17 protein-coding genes and 1 other RNA gene are annotated in these 21,598 nt (G+C 23.5%); 11 read left to right on the top strand and 7 right to left on the bottom strand.

Annotated elements, in window-relative coordinates; all coding sequences use genetic code 11:
- Positions 1–10 precede the first annotated feature (10 nt).
- Both secA and truA read right to left on the bottom strand, forming a co-directional pair.
- Positions 11–2,500 carry a preprotein translocase subunit SecA gene (gene secA, locus AB4W54_RS00710; RefSeq protein ID WP_367674572.1) on the bottom strand — a complete coding sequence of 830 codons (2,490 nt, stop codon included), beginning with the start codon at positions 2,498–2,500 and terminating at the stop codon, positions 11–13.
- A 56-nt stretch (positions 2,501–2,556) separates the two neighbouring features.
- Positions 2,557–3,348: a tRNA pseudouridine(38-40) synthase TruA gene (gene truA / locus AB4W54_RS00705; RefSeq protein WP_367674571.1), complete on the bottom strand. Its 792-nt coding sequence runs from the start codon at positions 3,346–3,348 to the stop codon at positions 2,557–2,559.
- A 263-nt stretch (positions 3,349–3,611) separates the two neighbouring features.
- Between truA and thrA the strand changes: the two genes are divergently transcribed.
- Genes thrA through thrC form a run of 3 tightly spaced genes read left to right on the top strand, consistent with a single transcriptional unit; the run spans position 3,612 to position 8,316 of the window.
- The gene (gene thrA / locus AB4W54_RS00700; RefSeq protein ID WP_367674570.1) at positions 3,612–6,074 is read left to right on the top strand and encodes a bifunctional aspartate kinase/homoserine dehydrogenase I; all 2,463 of its coding nucleotides are present in this window, start codon (positions 3,612–3,614) and stop codon (positions 6,072–6,074) included.
- Between the two features lie 17 nt (positions 6,075–6,091).
- The gene (thrB, locus tag AB4W54_RS00695; protein ID WP_367674569.1) at positions 6,092–7,024 is read left to right on the top strand and encodes a homoserine kinase; all 933 of its coding nucleotides are present in this window, start codon (positions 6,092–6,094) and stop codon (positions 7,022–7,024) included.
- A 5-nt stretch (positions 7,025–7,029) separates the two neighbouring features.
- The gene (gene thrC / locus AB4W54_RS00690; protein WP_367674568.1) at positions 7,030–8,316 is read left to right on the top strand and encodes a threonine synthase; all 1,287 of its coding nucleotides are present in this window, start codon (positions 7,030–7,032) and stop codon (positions 8,314–8,316) included.
- Positions 8,317–8,365: 49 nt separating this feature from the next.
- Here thrC and ychF read toward each other — a convergent pair whose 3' ends face one another.
- Positions 8,366–9,451, bottom strand: a complete 1,086-nt coding sequence (ychF, locus tag AB4W54_RS00685) for a redox-regulated ATPase YchF (protein ID WP_367674567.1) — start codon at positions 9,449–9,451, stop codon at positions 8,366–8,368.
- A 376-nt stretch (positions 9,452–9,827) separates the two neighbouring features.
- On the opposite strand from ychF, the gene AB4W54_RS00680 reads away from it, so the two are divergent.
- Entirely contained in the window at positions 9,828–10,460 is a 633-nt protein-coding gene (locus AB4W54_RS00680) for an exonuclease domain-containing protein (RefSeq protein WP_367674566.1), read from the top strand.
- 45 nt (positions 10,461–10,505) lie between these two features.
- Here the strand turns inward: AB4W54_RS00680 and grxD are convergent, their stop codons facing one another.
- Positions 10,506–10,814, bottom strand: a complete 309-nt coding sequence (gene grxD, locus AB4W54_RS00675) for a Grx4 family monothiol glutaredoxin (protein WP_367674565.1) — start codon at positions 10,812–10,814, stop codon at positions 10,506–10,508.
- A gap of 137 nt (positions 10,815–10,951) precedes the next feature.
- On the opposite strand from grxD, the gene ssrA reads away from it, so the two are divergent.
- Positions 10,952–11,311, top strand: a transfer-messenger RNA (tmRNA) gene (gene ssrA, locus AB4W54_RS00670).
- 74 nt (positions 11,312–11,385) lie between these two features.
- On the opposite strand, the gene AB4W54_RS00665 is transcribed toward ssrA, so the two are convergent.
- Entirely contained in the window at positions 11,386–12,258 is an 873-nt protein-coding gene (locus tag AB4W54_RS00665) for an NAD(+)/NADH kinase (RefSeq protein ID WP_367674564.1), read from the bottom strand.
- Between the two features lie 116 nt (positions 12,259–12,374).
- On the opposite strand from AB4W54_RS00665, the gene grpE reads away from it, so the two are divergent.
- Positions 12,375–12,719 carry a nucleotide exchange factor GrpE gene (gene grpE, locus AB4W54_RS00660; protein ID WP_367674563.1) on the top strand — a complete coding sequence of 115 codons (345 nt, stop codon included), beginning with the start codon at positions 12,375–12,377 and terminating at the stop codon, positions 12,717–12,719.
- A 28-nt stretch (positions 12,720–12,747) separates the two neighbouring features.
- Here grpE and ung read toward each other — a convergent pair whose 3' ends face one another.
- Positions 12,748–13,398: a uracil-DNA glycosylase gene (ung, locus tag AB4W54_RS00655; protein WP_367674562.1), complete on the bottom strand. Its 651-nt coding sequence runs from the start codon at positions 13,396–13,398 to the stop codon at positions 12,748–12,750.
- Positions 13,399–13,505: 107 nt separating this feature from the next.
- Here ung and AB4W54_RS00650 point away from each other — a divergent pair, with 107 nt between their 5' ends.
- Positions 13,506–14,093 carry a peroxiredoxin gene (locus AB4W54_RS00650; protein ID WP_367674561.1) on the top strand — a complete coding sequence of 196 codons (588 nt, stop codon included), beginning with the start codon at positions 13,506–13,508 and terminating at the stop codon, positions 14,091–14,093.
- Between the two features lie 95 nt (positions 14,094–14,188).
- Here AB4W54_RS00650 and AB4W54_RS00645 read toward each other — a convergent pair whose 3' ends face one another.
- Entirely contained in the window at positions 14,189–15,115 is a 927-nt protein-coding gene (locus AB4W54_RS00645; protein WP_367674560.1) for a DUF2076 domain-containing protein, read from the bottom strand.
- Positions 15,116–15,286: 171 nt separating this feature from the next.
- On the opposite strand from AB4W54_RS00645, the gene gyrA reads away from it, so the two are divergent.
- The 4 genes from gyrA to yfaE are packed head-to-tail and all read left to right on the top strand — an operon-like array spanning position 15,287 to position 21,598.
- Positions 15,287–17,830, top strand: a complete 2,544-nt coding sequence (gene gyrA / locus AB4W54_RS00640) for a DNA topoisomerase (ATP-hydrolyzing) subunit A (RefSeq protein ID WP_367674559.1) — start codon at positions 15,287–15,289, stop codon at positions 17,828–17,830.
- Between the two features lie 39 nt (positions 17,831–17,869).
- Complete coding sequence (gene nrdA / locus AB4W54_RS00635) at positions 17,870–20,155, top strand: class 1a ribonucleoside-diphosphate reductase subunit alpha (protein ID WP_367674558.1); 2,286 nt, start codon at positions 17,870–17,872, stop codon at positions 20,153–20,155.
- Positions 20,156–20,199: 44 nt separating this feature from the next.
- A complete protein-coding gene (gene nrdB / locus AB4W54_RS00630; RefSeq protein ID WP_367674557.1) occupies positions 20,200–21,333 on the top strand; it encodes a class Ia ribonucleoside-diphosphate reductase subunit beta in 1,134 nt (377 codons plus the stop codon).
- Entirely contained in the window at positions 21,308–21,598 is a 291-nt protein-coding gene (yfaE, locus tag AB4W54_RS00625; RefSeq protein WP_367674556.1) for a class I ribonucleotide reductase maintenance protein YfaE, read from the top strand. Before nrdB ends, yfaE begins: the two co-directional genes overlap by 26 nt.

The raw sequence follows: 21,598 nt of genomic DNA, 5'->3' as shown, positions 1-21,598 counted from the left end.
AAATTTCACATTAAACAAATAAAACTTTTTGCATAATATTAACAACTATTTCATATTTTAATATATCTATCATATCACAAAAAATATTAAACGATTCCCTTTGATATTCTTGTTTTGGTTCTTTATTAGCATATGCTCTTAAATGTATTCCTTTTCGTAAATACTCTATAGATGATAAATGTTCTCTCCATAATACATCTAAATTATAAATAAAAATATCTTTATTTATTTTATTTATAATTTTATAACCATATTGCTGTTCTTTTTGAATGTATTTTAACTTAATAACGTTATAAATTTTTCGAAAAATTTGCTTAGTAGAAATGATTAAATTATTTTGCAATATTGTTTTCGTACAAATATGCATGTTAAAATCATTCATTAAAATATTTTTTATATTATTCAAATGTTCTTCTATTGAATTATTATATTTTAAATCGGATACATAAATTACATTTATTATTATATCCTTTATATAATTTATAATAATATTTTTAATATTTTTTTGATCTAATATAATATTTCTTATATGGTATATTATGTTTCTTTGATTATTTAAAATATTATCATAATCTAACAATTGTTTACGCATTGCAAAATTATAATTTTCTATTTTTTTTTGAGCATTAGAAACAGATTTATTAATCCAGCTATTTTCTATATATTTTTTAGAATTTACAAGAAATTTTACAATCGTCTGTCTAATAGATCTAGGTATAAAAAGACATATTAATGAATCTTCCATAGATAAATAAAATCTTGAAGAACCTGGATCTCCTTGTCTACCCGCACGACCAATTAATTGATTATCAATACGTCTAGATTCATTTCTTTCTGTACCTATAACATGTAACCCTCCTAATTGCATAACATGCTCACGATTTTTTTGCCACTGAATCTTACTATTTTGGTAATCTTGAAAAGAAAAAAAATCATTTATATTTTTTAATACCCCTCCTAATACAATATCTGTACCACGACCAGCCATATTCGTTGCAATAGTAATAGCATCTAATGCTCCTGCATGTGCTATAATACTAGCTTCTTGTATATAAAAATGTGCATTTAAAACATTATGTTTAATATTTAAAGAACTCAAATAATTTGAAATAATTTCAGATTTTTCAATTGAAGAAGTTCCTACTAAAATTGGCTGACGATTAATATGACGTAATTGAATTTCTTTCACAATAGATCTATATTTTTGTTCCATAGTTAAAAATAACAAATCAGGCATATCTTTACGTATCATAAGATGATTAGTAGGTATAACCACAGTATCTAAATTATAGATGACACGAAATTCAAATGCCTCAGTCATAGCTGTTCCAGTCATACCAGACATTGTTTGATATAATTTAAAATAATTTTGCAATGTTATAGATGCTAATACTTGATTTTCACCTAATACTACTAAATTTTCTTTCAATTCTATAAATTGATGTAACCCATCAGACCAACGTCTATCTTCTGTTATACGACCAGTATTTTCATCTATTATAACTACTTTTTTATCTTTAATAATATAATGCACATCCTTAATAAAAAAAAAACGAGCTCTTAATGCAGAAAGAACATAATTTATGCAAATAATATGATTAATATGATATAATTCTTGATTATTTTTTAATAAATTATATTTTAAAAATAATTTTTCAATTTTTAAAAAACCTATTTCAGTTAAAAAAACTTGTTTATATTTTTTATTAATTACAAAATCACCAGACATATCCAATGTACTTTTTTTTTTTTCTTGTATTAAATAGTCAATAATTTTATTAATAATTTTATAAATTTTTAACTTATCTTGAGTAGATCCAGAAATAATTAAAGGAGTACGGGCTTCGTCAATTAAAATAGAATCAATTTCATCAATTAAAACATAATTTAATCCTCTTTGTACACGTTGATTAGCATGAGAAACCATATTATCTCTTAAATAATCAAAACAAAATTCATTACTTGTTCCATAAGTAATATCTGCCAAATATGCTTTTTTTTTCTCTTGTATAGAATTTATAGAAGTATTTAGACCAACGCTCATATCTAGAAAATTAAACAATATTTTATTTTTTTTAGCATCTCTTTTGGCTAAATAATTATTCATAGTAACTATATGCACACCATTCCCTTGTAAAGCGTGCAAATAAGCCGGTAAAGTAGCGGTTAAAGTTTTCCCTTCTCCAGTTTTCATTTCAGCAATGCAATTATAATGTAAAATAATACCACCTAATAATTGCACATCAAAATGTCTCATAGAAAAAACTCTTTTACTAGCTTCTCTAATAACTGCAAAAGACTCCGGTAAAATATCATTTAATGATTTCTTTTTAGATAGTAATAAATATTTTAATTCTTTTGTTTTTTTTTTTAATTGTGTATCACTTAATTTACTAAAAGTATATTCCAGATCATTAATCGCATTAACTATATGTTGTATACTATTTAAAATACGATCATTACGATTACCAAATAATCTTTTAACAATTTTTAAAAACATAAAATCATTCTCATGTTATTAAAATATACAATATATTTTATAAATTATATATACATTTAATAAACTGTATAATAAGGAATACGAAAATAATTTGGATAATATACAGATAGTAAATATAAACCACTTGGGGAAGCTGTAGGGGCACAAAAATGACGATTTTTTTTTTTTAAAACATATAAAATCCATTCTGGTCTTCTTTTCATCTTACCAATTTCAATCAAACATCCAACTATATTTCTTACCATACATTGTAGAAATGAATTAGCTTGAATATCAATAAAAATAAATTTACTAATATAAGAAATATTTACATATATAATTTTTCTATATGGTGTAGAAGACTGACAACTTTTAGAACGAAAAGAACTAAAATCATACTCTCCCACAATTAATTTAGCCGCTTGTAACATATTTTTTATATTTAGCGCATTATGTATTTGATTTAATTGATTAAAATACAACGCAGATCTAAAAGAATTATTATAAATAATATATCTATAACATCTGGATAATGCACTATATCTGGCATGAAACTTTTCCGATACTTGTTTAATCCACTGTACAGAAATATTATTAGGTAAATAATTATTAATTCCTAAAATCCAAGATATCTTTTTACGAATAGATATAGTACTAAAATGCACCACTTGACCAATACTGTGTACCTTAGAATCAGTTCTACCAGCGCATATAATTGTAATTTTATGATTTGCAACAATAGAAATGGCTTTTTCTACCTCTTTTTGAATGCTAGAAATATTACCCTTTTGAATTTGCCAACCATGATAATTACTACCGTCATATTCTATACCTAAAGCAAATTTTATCATATTGTGCTTCGTATTCATGTCAACCTTATGATAATAGTATTAAAAAATGTTAATGTATAATTATAATATATACAAATTTTTAAAATATATACCAATCATATCAATCAATATATAATAAATTATTATTTTATAATATATAAATTGTAATCAATACAATATAAACTTATACCATGAATAATATAAAATACTATATAAAATATATTCAAAATTTATATATATATTAAAATATAATTATATAAAATACTTACATTGTTATTAATGATTAGGGATATATCATATCAATGAGAACATTAAAATTTGGTGGAACATCATTAGCAAATGCAGAAAAATTTATAGAAGTATGTAATATCATTCAAAATAAATCGAAAAATGAACAGGTTTCTGTTGTGCTTTCAGCACCAGCTAAAGTAACTAATTTTTTAGAAAAAATTGCTCATAATATTACGTTAAATAACAATTCAAAATATTTATTGCAATACTTAGAAAATTTCTTTTATACATTAATACTTGATATAAAAAATCATGAAAAAAATTTTCCATATAAAAAATTAATTAATAAAATAAATGACGAGATACAAAATATAAAAAGTATGATTAATGAAAATCAATCATATCATACAAAAAAATTAGATAATATTTATGCACAAATTATTTCAAAAGGAGAAATAATATCTATTCATATTATGCAAAATATATTATTATCAAGAAAATTTTTTGTATCTGTTATTGATCCAGTAAAAAATATATTAGCAATAGGAAATTATTTAAACGCAACAGTGCAAATTTTAGCATCAAAATTGAAAATTAAAAATATTAACATACCTAAAAACTATATTATATTAATGCCTGGTTTTATTGCTGGAAATCAAAATCAAGAATTAGTTACATTAGGTCGGAATGGATCCGATTATTCAGCAGCAATATTAGCGGTTTGTTTAAATTCTTCAATATGTGAAATTTGGACTGATGTAGATGGAATATATACTGCCGACCCTAAAATAGTACCACAAGCTAAATTATTAAAATCTATATCTTATAAAAATGCACTTGAATTATCATATTTAGGAGCAAAAGTTTTACATCCTAAAACTATTATTCCTTTATCACAAGAAAACATACGATGTGTTATTAAAAATACATATTTTCCTAATAATATAGGAACATCTATTGTTCAATATGATCAGTATACAAATAATTTTAATGATACAAGCATTCAAGGCATTACACATCTGAATAATATTTATATGATTCAAATAAAAATATTTTTATTACATGAAAGAAAATATATTATCAATAAAATATTAAAAAAATTATTTAAAAAAGATATTGATATATTACTAAACACATTTAATAATTTACAAAACACAGTCAGTTTTTATATATTAAATAAGTACTCTGAAAATATTACAAAAATCATACACAATGCTATTCATAAAGAATTATGTGATCATATATTAAAAATAGTAAAAATTAAAGAAAATCTGAAAATAATATCAATTGTTGGAAATCATATTCAAACAAATAAAATTATTCAAGAAAAAATATTATCTATTGTGAAAAAAATAAATTTACACTCACTATTAATATGTGATCAATTATCTACCAATTCTATTTCAATTATTACTAAAAATCAAAATATTGAAAATATTATTCAAAAAATACATAACATGTTATTTACTAATAAAAAAATTATTGAATTATTTATTATTGGTTGTGGTGGAGTTGGTAATACTTTAATAGAACAAATCAAAAAACAAAAAAAATGGTTATCACAAAAAAATATAAAATATAAAATATGTAGTATTGCAAACTCAAAAAATATGATAATCAATTTAAATGGTCTTCATTTAAAAAATTGGAAAAACAATTTACAAAAAACAGACAAAGTATTTTGTATAAACAAAATGATTCAAAGAATTAAAAATCATTTATTATGTAATCCAGTGATTATAGATTGTACAGCTAGCACCCAAATAGCCAATTTATATTGTAAAATATTAAAAAATAAAATTAATATTGTGACTCCTAATAAAAAAGCAAATACAAATAGTTTCTTATACTACCAAAAAATTCGAAAAATAGCCAAACAAAATAATAAAAAATTCTTATACGAAACAAATGTCAGTGCTGGTTTACCAATTATACAGACATTAAAAAATTTATTTGATTCGGGTGATAAGTTAATTAGTTTTACAGGAATACTATCTGGATCATTGTCTTTTATATTTGGAAAATTAGAAGAAGGTATTTCTATATCTGAATCAACTAAAATGGCTCAAAAATTAGGTTTTACAGAACCTAACCCAAAGGATGATTTATCAGGAATAGATGTAGCTAGAAAATTATTAATTTTAGCAAGAGAAGCAGGATATACACTAGAATTAAAAGATATTAAAATCATACCCATTTTACCAAAAGAACTCTTACAAATTGAAAATACAAAAATATTTTTATCTGAATTATCTAAACTAGATAAATTATTTTTAAAAAAAATACAACAAGCACGTCACAACAAGAAAGTATTAAGATTTATTGGAAGAATTAAAAAAAATGGTATATGTGAAGTAAAATTACAAGCAGTAGATAAACTTAATCCATTATATAATATAAAAAATGGAGAAAATGCGTTAATTATATATAGTAAATACTACCAACCTATCCCATTAGTTTTTAGAGGATACGGCGCAGGTAATCATGTAACAGCTGCTGGAATTTTTTCAGATTTATTAAAAATATTATCATAAAAATCAGGAATATAAAAATGATCAAAATTTACGCACCTGCTTCTATTGGTAATATGAATGTTGGTTTTGACACATTAGGTTTAGCGATTCAACCTAAAAATGGGAAAATGTTAGGTGATTGTGTTAAAATTACATCTAGTAAATATTTAAATATCATCAATACAGGTAATTTCGCATTTCAATTACCTAAACAAATCAAACAAAACATTGTATGGAAATGCTGGAATCATTTTTGTAAAATGATTAGAAAAAAAATATTAGTTTCTATTACTTTAGAGAAAAATATGCCTATTGGATCTGGTTTAGGATCCAGTGCTTGTTCTATAGTATCTACATTAGTCGCTATAAATCAATTTTGTAACAACCCGCTCAATAAAACAGAATTATTATATTTAATGGGTAAAATAGAAGGAGAAATTTCTGGAGAGATACATTATGATAACGTAGCTCCATGTTATTATGGGGGACTACAATTAATTGTAAAAGAAAATAACATTATTACACAACAAATTCCACATTTTAATAATTGGATATGGGTAGTAGCATGGCCTGGAGTGAAACTGTCAACATCTATAGCAAGATCTATACTACCCACACAATATAAAAAAAATATATGTATCGAACATAGTAGATTACTCTCAAATTTTATACACGCTTCTTATACTAACCAATCAGAATTAGCTTCATATGTTATGAAAGATATTATAGCAGAGCCATATAGATTAAAGTTAATTCCAAATTTTTTAAAAATTAAACAAAAAATATTAAATTTTGGAGCAATAAATTTTGGAATATCTGGATCCGGACCAACTATATTTGCAATATGTAATAATGAAATAACAGCACATACAATATGTCAATGGTTAATAAAAAATTACATAAAGAATAAATATGGTTTTGTACATATATGTATACCAGATACCATCGGTGCTAGAAATATAGGAATATAATTAATATGAAATTATATAATTTAAAAAATAAAAATGAAATAGTCAGCTTCTTACAAGCAGTACAAATGGGATTAGGGCAAAATCAAGGATTATTTTTCCCAACAAATTTGCCTATCTTAAAAAAAGAAAATATAAATAATATGATACAAATGAATTTTTTAGATAGAAGTATAAAAATATTATCTATGTTAATAGGAGAAGAAATACCTGTAGAATATTTAGAAATATATGTTAAAAAAGCTTTTTCTTTTCCTGGTCCTAAAATTAATCCAGTAACTTCTAATATTGCCTGTTGTGAATTATTTCACGGCCCAACTCTTGCATTTAAAGATTTTGGAGCACGATTCATGGCTCAAATAATAGAACATTTAAATAAAAATAATCATACTGTTACAATACTTACTGCAACATCAGGAGATACAGGAGCAGCGGTAGCACATGCTTTTTATAAATCTAAAAATGTAAGAGTAATAATATTGTATCCTAAAGGTAAAATTAGTAAATTACAAGAAACTCTATTTTGTACACTAGGAGAAAATATTACTACTATTGCTATCGATGGAAGTTTTGATCAATGTCAAAAACTTGTTAAACAAGCTTTTAATGATGATAGACTAAAAAATAAAATAGGTCTTAATTCTGCTAATTCAATTAATATTAGTAGATTATTAGCACAAGTTTGTTACTTTTTTGAATCATATTCCTTGATAACAAAAAAAAACTATAAAAATTTAATTATTTCCGTACCTTGTGGTAATTTTGGTAATTTAACAGCTGGATTATTAGCAAAATCTATGGGTTTACCAATTAAGTCATTTATTGCTGCTACTAATTCAAATGATACTGTCCCTAGATTTTTAAAAACAGGAAAGTGGAATCCGCATAATTGTATATCAACTATTTCTAATGCTATGGATATTAGTAGACCTAATAATTGGCCTAGAGTAGAAGAATTATTCCACCGTAAAAAATGGAATTTAAATGATTTGGGATTTGGTAGTGTTTCAGATGAAATTACTTGTAAAAATTTACTACATTTAAAAAAAATAGGTTATATTTCTGAACCACACGCAGCAATAGCATATAAATTACTAAACGATCAAATACGAGACGATGAATTTGGATTGTTCCTAGGAACAGCGCATCCTGCAAAATTTAAAAATATAATTGATAAAATATTAAACATTAATATCGATTTACCTAAAGAATTATACATACCATCCAAACGACCTATTTTATCTAGAATGTTAAAACCAAACTTTAAAGAATTAAAAAAAATTTTAATACTATAAATTTATAATATAGTTTTAGAGAAGAAAATATATACTTCTCTAAAATATATTAAATATTAAATAAAAACTCCATAATATCTCCATCTTGTACTATATATTTCTTTCCTTCTAATCTCAATTTTCCACAAGCTTGAACTTTATTTTTACTACCAAATTTTAAAAAATCTGCATAAGCAATAACTTTAGCTCGAATAAATCCTCTACTAAAATCAGTATGTATCTTACTAGCTGCGTGAACACTAGTAGCACCTTTTTTAATGGTCCAAGCACGTACTTCTTTTTTTCCAACTGTGAAAAATGTATGCAACTGTAATAAATCATAACCTAATTTAACTATTTTATATAATGGATTATTCTTATTATGCAATATTATATTTAAAATATTATCATTTGTAGATTGATTTAATGTATTTGTATATGTAGTATAAATATCTATCGGGATACAAGTAATATGTTCGTGTTTAAAAAAATTTAATATATCTACTAAATAAAAATTTTTCAAATAATCACTACATATATTAGCAACATATATCATAGGCTTTAAAGTAATAAAATTCATATAATTAATCAAATTTAATTCTTCTAAACGTAATGGCAATGCTGTTAATAATTTATCATTTTGTAAATGTAAAAATATCCTTTGTAAAATATTTATCTTAGATATATCTAATAAATTTTTATTATTAATATTTTTTAATCTTAATAATTCACGCTCACAATTCATTAAATCAGATAAAATTAATTCAGTATTAATAATTTTAATATCATAATCCGGTTTTATAATATCATGAACATGTATAATCTCTTTGTTTTCAAAACATCGAATAACATGAATCACCAAATCTACTTCCTTGATATTACTTAAAAATTTGTTTCCTAAACCTAATCCTTCAGAAGCTCCTTTTACTAATCCTGCAATATCAACAAATTCCATATAAGTCATTTTAATATTATTTGGATCAAGAATTTTTGCTATTTCATATAACCTAAAATCATACACAGGAGCCATACCAATATTGGGATTAATAGTACAGAATGGAAAATTTTGTGCTGATATATTTGATTTAGTTAAAGCATTAAATAGAGTAGACTTCCCTACATTAGGTAAACCAATAATACCACATTTAAAAGCCATATTTATACCTTAAAATATTTTATATATATTGTATATTATACAAACAAATTAAAAAAATATTTTTATAATATAATTTTTCAATATACAATTTTATTATATATTAAATATATAAAATTAATTATATCAAAAGAAAATTAATAATATTATATATATTATAAAATATTATGTACTATAATATTTCATTAAATGAATTATAAAAAAATAGTATTTTATATAAAAAAACATAGATAATATTAAATATAATATATTTAAAATATATTTTATAAAATGATATTTTATTACTCTTATATTTATATATAAATAATATAATATTATAATTTATTCTACAATGTATAAAAAAATATACAATATACAATTTAATATAATATAATATATAATGAAAAAAAATTTTTATTTTTTAAAAAATAGATTTAGAAAATTTTATCCAGTTATTATAGATATTGAAACAACTGGTTTAAATCATACAATACACTCTATACTTGAAATTGCAGTTATAACATTAACAATGAATAATAATGGATTTTTAAAAATAAAAAATATTATTCATTTTCATATTAAACCATTTACAGAATCATATTTAACAAAAAAAGCATTAATTTTTAATAAAATAGACCCATTTAATATCCTCCGACAACCAATACAAGAAAAACAAGCATTACAATATATTTTTGATATTATTAAAAAAGAAATAAAACACCATGAATGTAGTAAAAGTGTCATTGTAGCTCATAATGCAACCTTTGATCACAAGTTTATTATTCAAATATCTCAAAGAAATAAAATAAAACATCCATTTCATCCATTTGTCATATTTGATACAGCTACTTTAAGTGGATTAATTCTTGGACAAACTGTATTATCCAAAGCATGTCAATCTATTGGAATTAAATTTAACAATAAAAAAGCTCATTCTGCGATATATGATGCAAAAAAAACAGCTTATTTATTTTGTAAATTATCCAATAATTACAAAAAATATAATGTAAAAAATAATATAACTAATATATAATTAGATTAATATTTATACTAACATAATAATCTAATTTATATTTCTTTATATTTTCAATAAAATATTTTTTAATTCACCACTTTTAAACATTTTTAATATAATGTCACAACCTCCTATCAATTCTCCATTTACCCATAATTGAGGGAAAGTTGGCCAATTTGCATACTTAGGTAGAGCAGAACGAATATCTTCATGTTGTAAAACATCAATATAAGCAAATTTTACATTGAAAGATTTAATTGCTTGTACAGCTCTAGCAGAAAATCCACAACTAGGGGAATCAGGAGATCCTTTCATATAAATTAATATAGAATTATCTTGAATTTGTTTTTGAATTTTTTTTAATATATCCATATCAAACCTTATAATATACATAATAGTAAAACTGATAATAATATTATATATTATATTATATAATAAATTATTTTATTTAAATATATTGTCTTAAAATACTATTATATATTATAATATATTTAAAAGAATCACAACCAGGGGCTGATCTTGGATTCGACAAAATTTTTGAAAACATATAGTGCATGCCGAGGTACGGTTGCCTCGATAAAAACCGTAATTGAATAAACGGAAAAGAAGAAAAATACGCTTTAGCAGCTTAATAAACTAATAAAGCCCTTTTAATTCTTATTATTCTTTATAAGAATGAAGTTATAAAAGGTCAAAAAAAGAAAACTTCATAATAAATTTTCTCATAATTTATATGATTTAATAAAAATGAGATAAGTATGAAAATAGTATTTTCTTTATACTACAGTACTGAAATAAATAAAAGAATAAGCATGTAGTACTATAGTTTGAAATATTTTGGACGCGGGTTCAAATCCCGCCAGCTCCAAGCGTATAAATAATATTGATTATCAATAATTTGCAAAACAATCATCAAACAAATATTTTTAAATTATATTAAATTTCAAAACAAATTTTTTGCCCAATGTAATTTTGAATGTAAAACATTTAAATAACTATATTTTATATGATGAATAAAACGAATATAATATTTACTTTTATAAATAAAAATCTTAGTTTTATTATCAATAGAAAATATTATGTTTCCATCACAACTAACATTAGTCTTACCTATATTAAATACTTTTAACATAATTAAACTATTACTATTTACAATAATTGGTCTAGAAGATAAAGTATGTGGGAACATTGATAAAATCATCATACCATCTACATCTGAAGATAAAATTGGTCCTCCAGCTGATAAAGAATATCCAGTAGAACCAGTAGGTGTAGAAATAATTAATCCATCTGAACGTTGATATAATGCAAATCTTTTATTAATATAAACAGAAAATTCTACTGTATTCGAAGAATATACAGGATGTACAACAACTTCATTTAAAGCCAAGCTATTTTGATTAATTTGATTATTTAATATTCTTAATTCTAATAAAAATCTATTTTCTATATAAAATTTACCAGATAAAATATCAGATAATATTAATAACATGTTATCGTGGTTTAAATCTGTTAAGAATCCTAAATTACCACGATTAATACCAATAATCTTTATAGAATAGTATGATAAAATTCTAGAAATATACAACATATTTCCATCACCACCAATAACTATTGCTAAATCACATCTTTCCCCAATTTGTTGATGAGTAGCAATATGTACATTTTTTATACTTAAATATTTTACAATACTCCTTTCAATAAAAACTTGATATCCTCTTTTTAGTAACCAATTATATAAAATAACATGAGTTAAAAAAGAACTAGAATATCTTGGGCAACCTAAAATAGCAATAGATTTAAAATTTATATTCATTATCATACATTAAGCATAATTTCAAATTAAAATTATAAAATATATTATATGTTATTGAATAAACTAATAAAATCTTTATAATAAAAGTATTATTAATAGTATAAATAAAATAAAATATGAACAATAATGTAAAAGAATTTCATACTAATAAATATAATACACAAGAGCAAAAATTACAAATACAACTAAAAAAGTTAAAAAAAAAAAAACAAGATATTGAATTAAGAACTCAAGCTAATATAGAAAATTTTAAAAAAAAATATGCACAAGAAATAAAAAATATAAAAAAAATAAATTTAAAAAACTTTTTAAATGAATTATTAAAAATAATACATGAATTTGATAATATCCTAAACCAAGATCACAAAAATATTGAAAATATAAAATCGACAATCCAAGGAATTAAATTAATTAAAAAATCTATATGCGATACTTTTAATAAATTTAAAAAAAAAAAATAACCCATATAGTATAAAATATTTCACATCATTACCAATAAATAATTTTTTTTTTGTGATCAAGTAATAATTTATTTACTTGGGAAAAATGTTTACAACCAACAAAACTAATATGCGCAGATAATGGAGAAGGATGAGAAGAATGTAAAACATAATGTTTTGTTTGATCTATGAAATACATTTTTTTTTTTGCATCCCCACCCCATAATATAAAAATAACATTGTATAAATATTTATTAATATAATGAATAATACTATTAGTAAATTTTTCCCAACCTAAAAATAAATGAGATCGAGGCTTATTATATTCTACTGTTAAAACGTTATTTAATAATAAAATACCTTGTTTTGCCCAATTAAATAAACAACCATGAGAAAAATGGTTTTTTGATAAACCCAAATCTCTAATAATTTCTGTATATATATTTCTTAAAGAAGGTGGAATAATACAATGAGGTTGTACTGAAAATGCTAACCCGTCAGCCTGATTAGGCTTATAATACGGATCTTGACCAATAATAACAACTTTAATTTTATGAAATAAAGTCATACGAAAAGCATTAAAAACTAAATTGTGATCAGGAAAAATAACATTTTTTAATCTTTCTTTAGCTACTTTCATTAAAATATCTATTAATATTTTCTTTTCCTTTATGAAAATATCTTTCCAAGTTAAAATCATAGTATTCACAATATTTATACTCAATATAAATAATACCAAACAAAATATATAATATCAATTATTATAATATTAATGAAAATAATATCACAATATATAAGGAAAATAAAATGAGTTTAGTAACTCAAAATGCTCCTAATTTTATAGCACCAGCAATTTTACATGATGGTACTATAATTGATCATTTTAATTTAAAAAAAGATATAAAAAATAAATTAGTAGTATTATTTTTCTGGCCTATGGATTTTACATTTGTCTGTCCAACAGAAATCATTGCTTTTAATAAGTTATACCAAGAATTTAAAAACAGAAATACAGAAATAATAGGTATTTCTAAAGACTCTATATTTGTACATCAAGCTTGGAAAAATATATCTATAAAAGATGGAGGCATAGGAAATATTCAATATCCTTTAATATCAGATATAAAAGGAGAAATACAAGATGCATATAATATTATGCACCCAGAAATAGGTGTTGCACTCCGAGCATCATTTTTAATTGATAAAAAATGGATTATTAGACATGAAGTGGTTAATGATCTACCGTTTGGAAGAAACATTCAAGATATGATAAGAATGATAGATTCTATTCAATTATACGAAACACAAGGAGAAGTATGTCCTGCAAATTGGAAACCAGGAAAACCATCTATGCATCCTTCTCAAAAAGGATTAATTAATTATTATAATAATTAACTTAATAAGTTAAAAAATCCAGCATATAACATTGTGCTGGATTTTTCAAACAATTATAACGAACAAGTATAAGTGAATGTATTTTTTAACAATGCTTAAAAATAAGTATTATCAAAATCATCTGAATGCTCTATACTATGATCTTCATAATCAAAATATTCAGTAGTATTGTCTAAATCATTTTGGTATGATGTTTGATTATCTTGACTATCTAAATTATTTGTATGATTTTCCATATTATTTACAGAATCCTCGTGATCGTGATGATCCTCATTTTCTTCATGAGACTCATGGTCTGTATGATCCCGATTACCCTCATGAACTTGATGACCTTGGTGATTGTGATGATCTTGATGATCTTGATTATCCTCTCTCTCTTCATGATTTTTATGGTTCTCATGATTCTCATGATTCTCATGATGCTCATGATGCTTATGATTCTCATGATCTGTAGAAGTAATATTATTATCAGAATCAGAATGATCTACAATTTCATTATTATGCATTTTACTATGTAAAAAGTCTGTTAATATATTACCAGCCACCATACCTCCAGCCACACCAGCAGCTGTTTGCAAAGCACTACTAAAAAAACTTGATATACCACCCCGATTAGAAGTAGAAGATATTATTTCACGTTGTGAAGTATTCCTATTTCTATTAGAAACAGGTTTATTTGTCTCATTCATATTAGGTGCAACGTTAAATTTATTACTTGCTTTGTTAGATTCTTGATTTTTTGATAGAATACTTGATTTTAAATAATTTGATAAAAAAGTAGAATCATTTTCTCGAATACTATTCATTTTCTTCTTTAATGTTGTAATTTTATTATTTAATTCTTTTATTATTACATCCTGTATTAATATAGTTTGTACCATATAATATGGGGAATTATTTTGTTTTCTTAGCATACTATAAATTAATTCTTCAGCACGTCTATCTTTATTAGGCAATTTACTTTCTGATTCTAATAATCTATTAAATAGATCTTTGATTAATAATTTCTCTGAATCATGCATATATGAATTACCAAAGTAATAATAATTAATAATATAATTATAGTATAAATATAAATATTTAAAAATAATTAATATAATAAATAATTATTATATAGTAAAATAATAACTATTATATAATAATTTAATACAATTCTAAAAAATATAACCTAAAAATTTTTAGAGATAAAATATATGAAAAATATTCATAATAACATTATACAAATAGATATAGAAGAAGAATTAAAATCTTCTTATTTAGATTATGCCATGTCCGTAATTGTTGGTAGAGCTTTACCGGATGTTCGAGATGGTTTAAAACCAGTACATAGAAGAATATTATTTGCTATGAAAATTTTAGGAAATACATGGGAAAAACCATACAAAAAATCTGCTAGGATAGTAGGAGATGTCATTGGAAAATATCATCCCCATGGAGATGCAGCAGTATATGAATCTATAGTACGTATGGCTCAACCCTTTTCTTTAAGATACCCCTTAATTAATGGACAAGGTAATTTTGGTTCAATTGATGGTGATCCAGCAGCTGCTATGCGATATACAGAAATAAAAATGTCTAAAATAGCATGTGAATTGCTAGAAGATTTAGAAAAAAATACAGTTAATTTTATATATAATTATGATGAAACAGAAAAAATACCTGAAATATTACCAACTAAAATACCTAATTTACTAATTAATGGATCATCTGGAATAGCAGTAGGAATGGCAACAAATATACCTCCTCATAATTTAAATGAAGTTATCAATGCATGCTTAGCCTATATAGATAATAACAAAATTTCATTAAAAAAACTAATGAAATATATACCAGGTCCTGACTTCCCAACAGCAGGTATAATAAATGGTATACAAGGAATTAAAACTGCATACCAAAATGGAAAAGGAACAATTTATATTAAAGCAAAATATCAAATTGAAATCAATAATAAAAATAAACGTACATCAATTATAATACATGAATTACCATATCAAGTAAACAAATCTATTTTAATAGCAAAAATAGCAGAACTAGTAAAAGAAAAAAAAATAGAAGGTATTCATGCTTTAAGAGATGAATCTGATAAAGATGGTATGAGAATTGTAATAGAAATTAAAAAAGATACCATACATGAAATATTATTAAATCAATTATATACACTAACTCAAATGCAAATTTCTTTTGGTATTAATATGGTTGCTTTAAAAAATGGTAAACCACAAATTATGTCTTTAAAAAAGATATTAAAATATTTTTTATTACACCGAGAAAGTATCATTACTAAACGTATTTCATTTGATTTACAACATGCTAAAAAAAAGGCACATATATTACAAGGACTAACCATAGCATTAAAAAACATTGATTATATTATTGATGTAATTAAAAAATCTGAAACCAAAAATTTAGCTCAGAAACATTTACTAAATAAACAATGGAATATCAGTAAAGAATTATTCCATAGAGAACAAATACATAAATATAATAAACAAGATATAAATAATACAAATATATACACTGATAAATCTAATTATAAATTAAGTAAAAAACAAATACAATCTATTTTAAATTTAAAATTACATAAATTAACTCACTTAGAGTATCATAAAATTTTAACAAAATACCATCATGTATTAAAAACAATACAATCACTATCTAAAATACTAGATAATAGAAATGATATATTAGATATTATAAAAAATGAATTAAAAATTATACAAAATAAATTTGGAGATGTACGAAGAACAGAAATTATTACGGATAATACTACAATTGATATGCAAGATATGATAACGCAAGAAGACGTAGTAGTTACTCTATCGCATTCAGGTTATGTAAAATATCAACCTCTTTCAGATTATGAAACACAACACAGAGGGGGAAAAGGTAAATCAGCTGCCAAAACTAAAGAAACAGATTGTATAGAAACATTATTAATAACTAATACACATGATACAATACTATGTTTTTCTAATAAAGGAATTTTATATAAAATAAAAGTGTATCAATTACCAGAATCAAGTAGACACGCACGAGGTAAACCTATCATCAATTTTATCCCAATTAGTAAAAACGAAAGAATTACAAATATTTTAAGTTTAAGACAATCTACAATAAATAAAAATATATTAATGGCAACAGCTCAAGGTATTGTAAAAAAAACATTACTAAATACATTTAAAAAACCAAGATTAACTGGAATAATAGCCATTCGTTTAAAAAAAGATGACGAACTCATAGGAGTAGCATTAACTAATGGAAAAAACAATATCATGTTATTTAGTAAACAAGGAAAAGTAGTACATTTTTCAGAAAAAGAAATTAGAAATACCGGAAGAACAACATATGGAATACGTGGAATTAATATTAATCAGAATGATACAGTTGTCTCATTACTTATACCACAAGAAAAAGGAGAAATATTAACCATTACAGAAAATGGTTATGGAAAAAGAACACAAATTAAAAATTTTCCAATTAAATCGAGAGCAACGAAAGGGGTTAGATCTATTAAAATTACTAAAAAAAATAGTGTTATGATAAGCGCAATACAAGTTGTAGAAAATGACCATATTATTATTATTACTGATGCCGGTACACTAGTCAGAATCCTTGTATCCGAAATTAGAATATTAGGTAGAAATACACAAGGTGTTATTTTAATACGAACTATGAAAAACGAAAAAGTAGTAGGAATACAAAAATTTTCTAAAAATAATATTAATATATTATATTAATACAAATAAATTAAAATAATATATATTTAGGTTTGAAGAATGAATAAAATTTTATTAGTAACAAAAAGAAATGGTAAAAAAGAAAATATTAATTTTACAAAAATAAAAAAAATATTATCTTGGTCTGCACACAATTTAAATAATATATCTATTTCTAAAATTATAAAAAATTCTAAAATAGAATTTTATCATGGAATAAAAACAACTACCATTCATAATATCATTATTAAATCTGCAGCCAATTTGATTTCTACAAAATATCCAAATTATCAATATATCGCATCTAGGTTATGTATATTTCATATTCGCAAGACAGCATACGGTCAGTTTAAACCGCCAACTTTGTACCAACACGTAAAAAAAATGATACAATTAAAAAAATATGATCACAATTTACTGATAAGTTACTCTAAAGAAGAATTTGATCAAATGGACAAAATAATTGATCACAATAGAGACATGAATTTTTCGTATGCAGGTGTCAAACAATTAGAAGGAAAATATTTAATACAAAATAGAACAAACGGAAAAATATACGAAAGTCCACAATTTTTATACATGTTAATTTCAGCTTGCTTATTCTGTAAATATACTAATAAAATTAGAATGCAATATATTCAAAAATTTTATCATTCTATTTCTACTTTTAAAATTTCTTTGCCCACTCCTATTATGTCTGGAGTACGCACTCCAACTAAACAATTTAGCTCATGTGTTTTAATTGAATGCGAAGATAGTTTAGATTCAATTAATGCAACAACTAGTTCTATAGTAAAATATATATCACAAAGAGCGGGAATTGGGTTAAATGTAGGTAAAATTCGAGCCATAGGTAGCCCTATACGTAATGGGGAACATTTTCATACGGGATGTATACCATTTTATAAACATTTTCAAACAGCAGTAAAATCATGTTCACAAGGAGGAGTGCGAGGTGGAGCAGCAACATTATTTTACCCAATTTGGCATTTTGAAGTAGAAAGTTTAGTTGTGTTAAAAAATAATAGAGGTATAGAGGAAAACAGAGTAAGACATGTAGATTATGGAATACAAATTAATAAATTAATGTATAAAAGAATGATGAATCAACAATACATAACCTTATTTAGCCCGTCTGATGTTCCTTTACTATATCATTCTTTTTTTTCTGATCAAAAAAAATTTAAAAAATTATATATTCAATATGAAAAAAATAAAAATATTAGAAAAAAAAAAATTAAAGCTATTGATTTATTTTCATTAATCATGCAAGAAAGAACATCCACTGGAAGAATTTATATACAAAATGTTGATCATTGTAATACACATAGCGCGTTTAATCCAAAAATAGCACCTATTAAACAATCCAATTTATGTTTAGAAATTACTTTACCAACCAATCCCATAAATGATTTGCATGATACTAATGGAGAAATAGCATTATGTATACTCTCTGCATTTAATTTAGGTTGTATAAATAATTTAACAGAATTAAAAGAATTATCTAATTTATTGGTTCGAGCATTAGATGAAATTATTGATTATCAATCTTATCCTATAATAGCAGCAAAAAAAGGAGCAAAAAATCGCCGCCCTTTAGGAATAGGAGTAATTAATTTTGCATATTATCTTGCAAAAAATAATGTAAAATATTCCGATGGAAGTGCAAATAATTTAACACATAAAACATTTGAATATATACAGTATTACTTATTACATGCATCATGTATGTTATCAAAAGAAAAAGGTCCTTGTTTATTATTTAATCAAACAAATTACTTTAATGGTATTTTACCAATTGATACTTACAAAAATAGTATAGATTTTATCTGTAACGAACCATTACATTTAAACTGGGATAGATTAAGACATAAAATAAAAAAATATGGATTAAGAAACTCCACATTGTCAGCAATTATGCCATCAGAAACATCGTCTCAAATTTCTAATGCAACAAATGGTATTGAACCACCAAGAGGATATATCACTGTTAAAGCATCAAAAGATGGTATGCTGAAACAAGTATTACCAGAATATGAAAAATTAAAGTCAAAATATGAACTTTTATGGAACATTCCAAATAATAAGGGATATTTAAATTTAATTGGAATTATGCAAAAATTTATTGATCAATCTATCTCAACAAATACAAACTATGATCCTAAAAAATTTCCTAATAATAAAATACCCATCAAAGTACTATTACAAGATTTATTAACAGCATACTCATTAGGAATAAAAACACTATATTATCAAAATACAAGAGACGGATCACAAGAATTAGAAAATAATATTAATATGTATCAAAAAAACCATAATTGTAATCAAGGAACTTGTATATTATAAATTAATTATATAATATATATAAAATCGTATCTTTGGGCGCATATATGACATATACTACTTTTTCTAGAACAAATAATAATCAATTAAAAGAACCAATGTTTTTTGGACAACCGGTCAATATTTCTCGTTATGATCAACAAAAATATATAATTTTTGAACGTTTAATAGAAAAACAACTATCATTTTTTTGGAGACCTGAAGAAATTGACTTATCAAAAGATAGAATTGATTTTCAAAAACTATCACAACAAGAACAACATATATTTATTAGTAATTTAAAATATCAAACATTATTAGATTCCATACAGGGAAGAAGTCCGAATATTGCATTTCTACCCATAATATCTATTCCAGAATTAGAAACTTGGATTGAAACATGGTCATTTTCAGAAACTATTCATTCCAGATCTTATACACATATTATAAGAAATATTATTAATTCTCCATCAATTATTTTTGATAATATTATTTCTAACAAAAACATATGTGAAAGAGCTCAAGATATTTGTTATTATTATGATATTTTAATTACTATGATAGAATATTGGCATATTTTAGGAAGCGGTACTTATCAAATTCATCCAAATAAAACTATTCAAGTTAATCTTAAAACTCTAAAAAAAGCATTATATCTCTGTTTAATTAATGTGAATGTACTAGAATCTATAAGATTTTATGTTAGTTTCGCTTGTTCTTTTGCATTTGCTGAAAGAAAATTAATGGAAGGAAATGCAAAAATTATTCGATTAATTGCTAGAGATGAATTATTACATCTCACCGGCACACAACACATTATAAATATTTTAAAAAATTATGAAAATGATTCAGATATGATAAAAATTATACAAAATTGTACTACAGAATCAATAAATTTATTTAGACAAGCAGCTCAACAAGAAAAAAAATGGGCTGAATATTTATTTAAAAATGGTTCATTGTTAGGATTAAATAAAAATATACTATTCCAATATATAGAATATATTACTAATATTAGAATGGAAGCAATTGACTTACCACCAATTTTTAAAAAAACAACTAATCCAATTCCATGGATTAATCATTGGTTAGCATCAGATAACGTTCAAGTTGCTCCACAAGAAACTGAAATTAGTTCATATTTAGTAGGACAAATCGATTCCGAAATAAAAAAAAATGAATTTAAAAAATTTAAAATATAATAAAAAATATTATCAAATTATCTTTAATAATAAAAAAATTCACATTAAAAAAAAAAATAACACCATCTCTCTTCTGAAGATTTTGATATTACATAAAGTACATATAAATTATGAATGTCAAAATGGATATTGTGGTACATGTCGTGTAAAATTAATAAAAGGTCAGATTACATATTTTCACAAAAACATTATAGCGGTAATAAAAAAAAAATACATACTACCCTGTTGTTGTATAATTAATAGTAACATTACAATCATTCATTAA

This window comes from Buchnera aphidicola (Pterocallis alni) (assembly GCF_964059075.1).
Taxonomy (GTDB): Bacteria; Pseudomonadota; Gammaproteobacteria; order Enterobacterales; family Enterobacteriaceae; genus Buchnera_L; species Buchnera_L aphidicola_AN.
Note: the sequence above shows the minus strand (reverse complement) of the source record. Positions and strands in the feature narration are given on the sequence as shown.

What these genes read in the sequence shown, in the direction of transcription:
- thrB (WP_367674569.1), top strand. Translation starts at nt 6,092, where the DNA reads ATGATCAAAATTTACGCACCTGCTTCTATTGGTAATATGAATGTTGGT.
- grxD (WP_367674565.1), bottom strand. Translation starts at nt 10,814, where the DNA reads ATGGATATATTAAAAAAAATTCAAAAACAAATTCAAGATAATTCTATA.
- nrdB (WP_367674557.1), top strand. Translation starts at nt 20,200, where the DNA reads ATGACATATACTACTTTTTCTAGAACAAATAATAATCAATTAAAAGAA.
- AB4W54_RS00680 (WP_367674566.1), top strand. Translation starts at nt 9,828, where the DNA reads ATGAAAAAAAATTTTTATTTTTTAAAAAATAGATTTAGAAAATTTTAT.
- ychF (WP_367674567.1), bottom strand. Translation starts at nt 9,451, where the DNA reads ATGGCTTTTAAATGTGGTATTATTGGTTTACCTAATGTAGGGAAGTCT.
- grpE (WP_367674563.1), top strand. Translation starts at nt 12,375, where the DNA reads ATGAACAATAATGTAAAAGAATTTCATACTAATAAATATAATACACAA.
- AB4W54_RS00650 (WP_367674561.1), top strand. Translation starts at nt 13,506, where the DNA reads ATGAGTTTAGTAACTCAAAATGCTCCTAATTTTATAGCACCAGCAATT.
- secA (WP_367674572.1), bottom strand. Translation starts at nt 2,500, where the DNA reads ATGTTTTTAAAAATTGTTAAAAGATTATTTGGTAATCGTAATGATCGT.
- ung (WP_367674562.1), bottom strand. Translation starts at nt 13,398, where the DNA reads ATGATTTTAACTTGGAAAGATATTTTCATAAAGGAAAAGAAAATATTA.
- AB4W54_RS00645 (WP_367674560.1), bottom strand. Translation starts at nt 15,115, where the DNA reads ATGCATGATTCAGAGAAATTATTAATCAAAGATCTATTTAATAGATTA.
- thrC (WP_367674568.1), top strand. Translation starts at nt 7,030, where the DNA reads ATGAAATTATATAATTTAAAAAATAAAAATGAAATAGTCAGCTTCTTA.
- thrA (WP_367674570.1), top strand. Translation starts at nt 3,612, where the DNA reads ATGAGAACATTAAAATTTGGTGGAACATCATTAGCAAATGCAGAAAAA.
- truA (WP_367674571.1), bottom strand. Translation starts at nt 3,348, where the DNA reads ATGAATACGAAGCACAATATGATAAAATTTGCTTTAGGTATAGAATAT.
- yfaE (WP_367674556.1), top strand. Translation starts at nt 21,308, where the DNA reads ATGAATTTAAAAAATTTAAAATATAATAAAAAATATTATCAAATTATC.
- AB4W54_RS00665 (WP_367674564.1), bottom strand. Translation starts at nt 12,258, where the DNA reads ATGAATATAAATTTTAAATCTATTGCTATTTTAGGTTGCCCAAGATAT.
- nrdA (WP_367674558.1), top strand. Translation starts at nt 17,870, where the DNA reads ATGAATAAAATTTTATTAGTAACAAAAAGAAATGGTAAAAAAGAAAAT.
- gyrA (WP_367674559.1), top strand. Translation starts at nt 15,287, where the DNA reads ATGAAAAATATTCATAATAACATTATACAAATAGATATAGAAGAAGAA.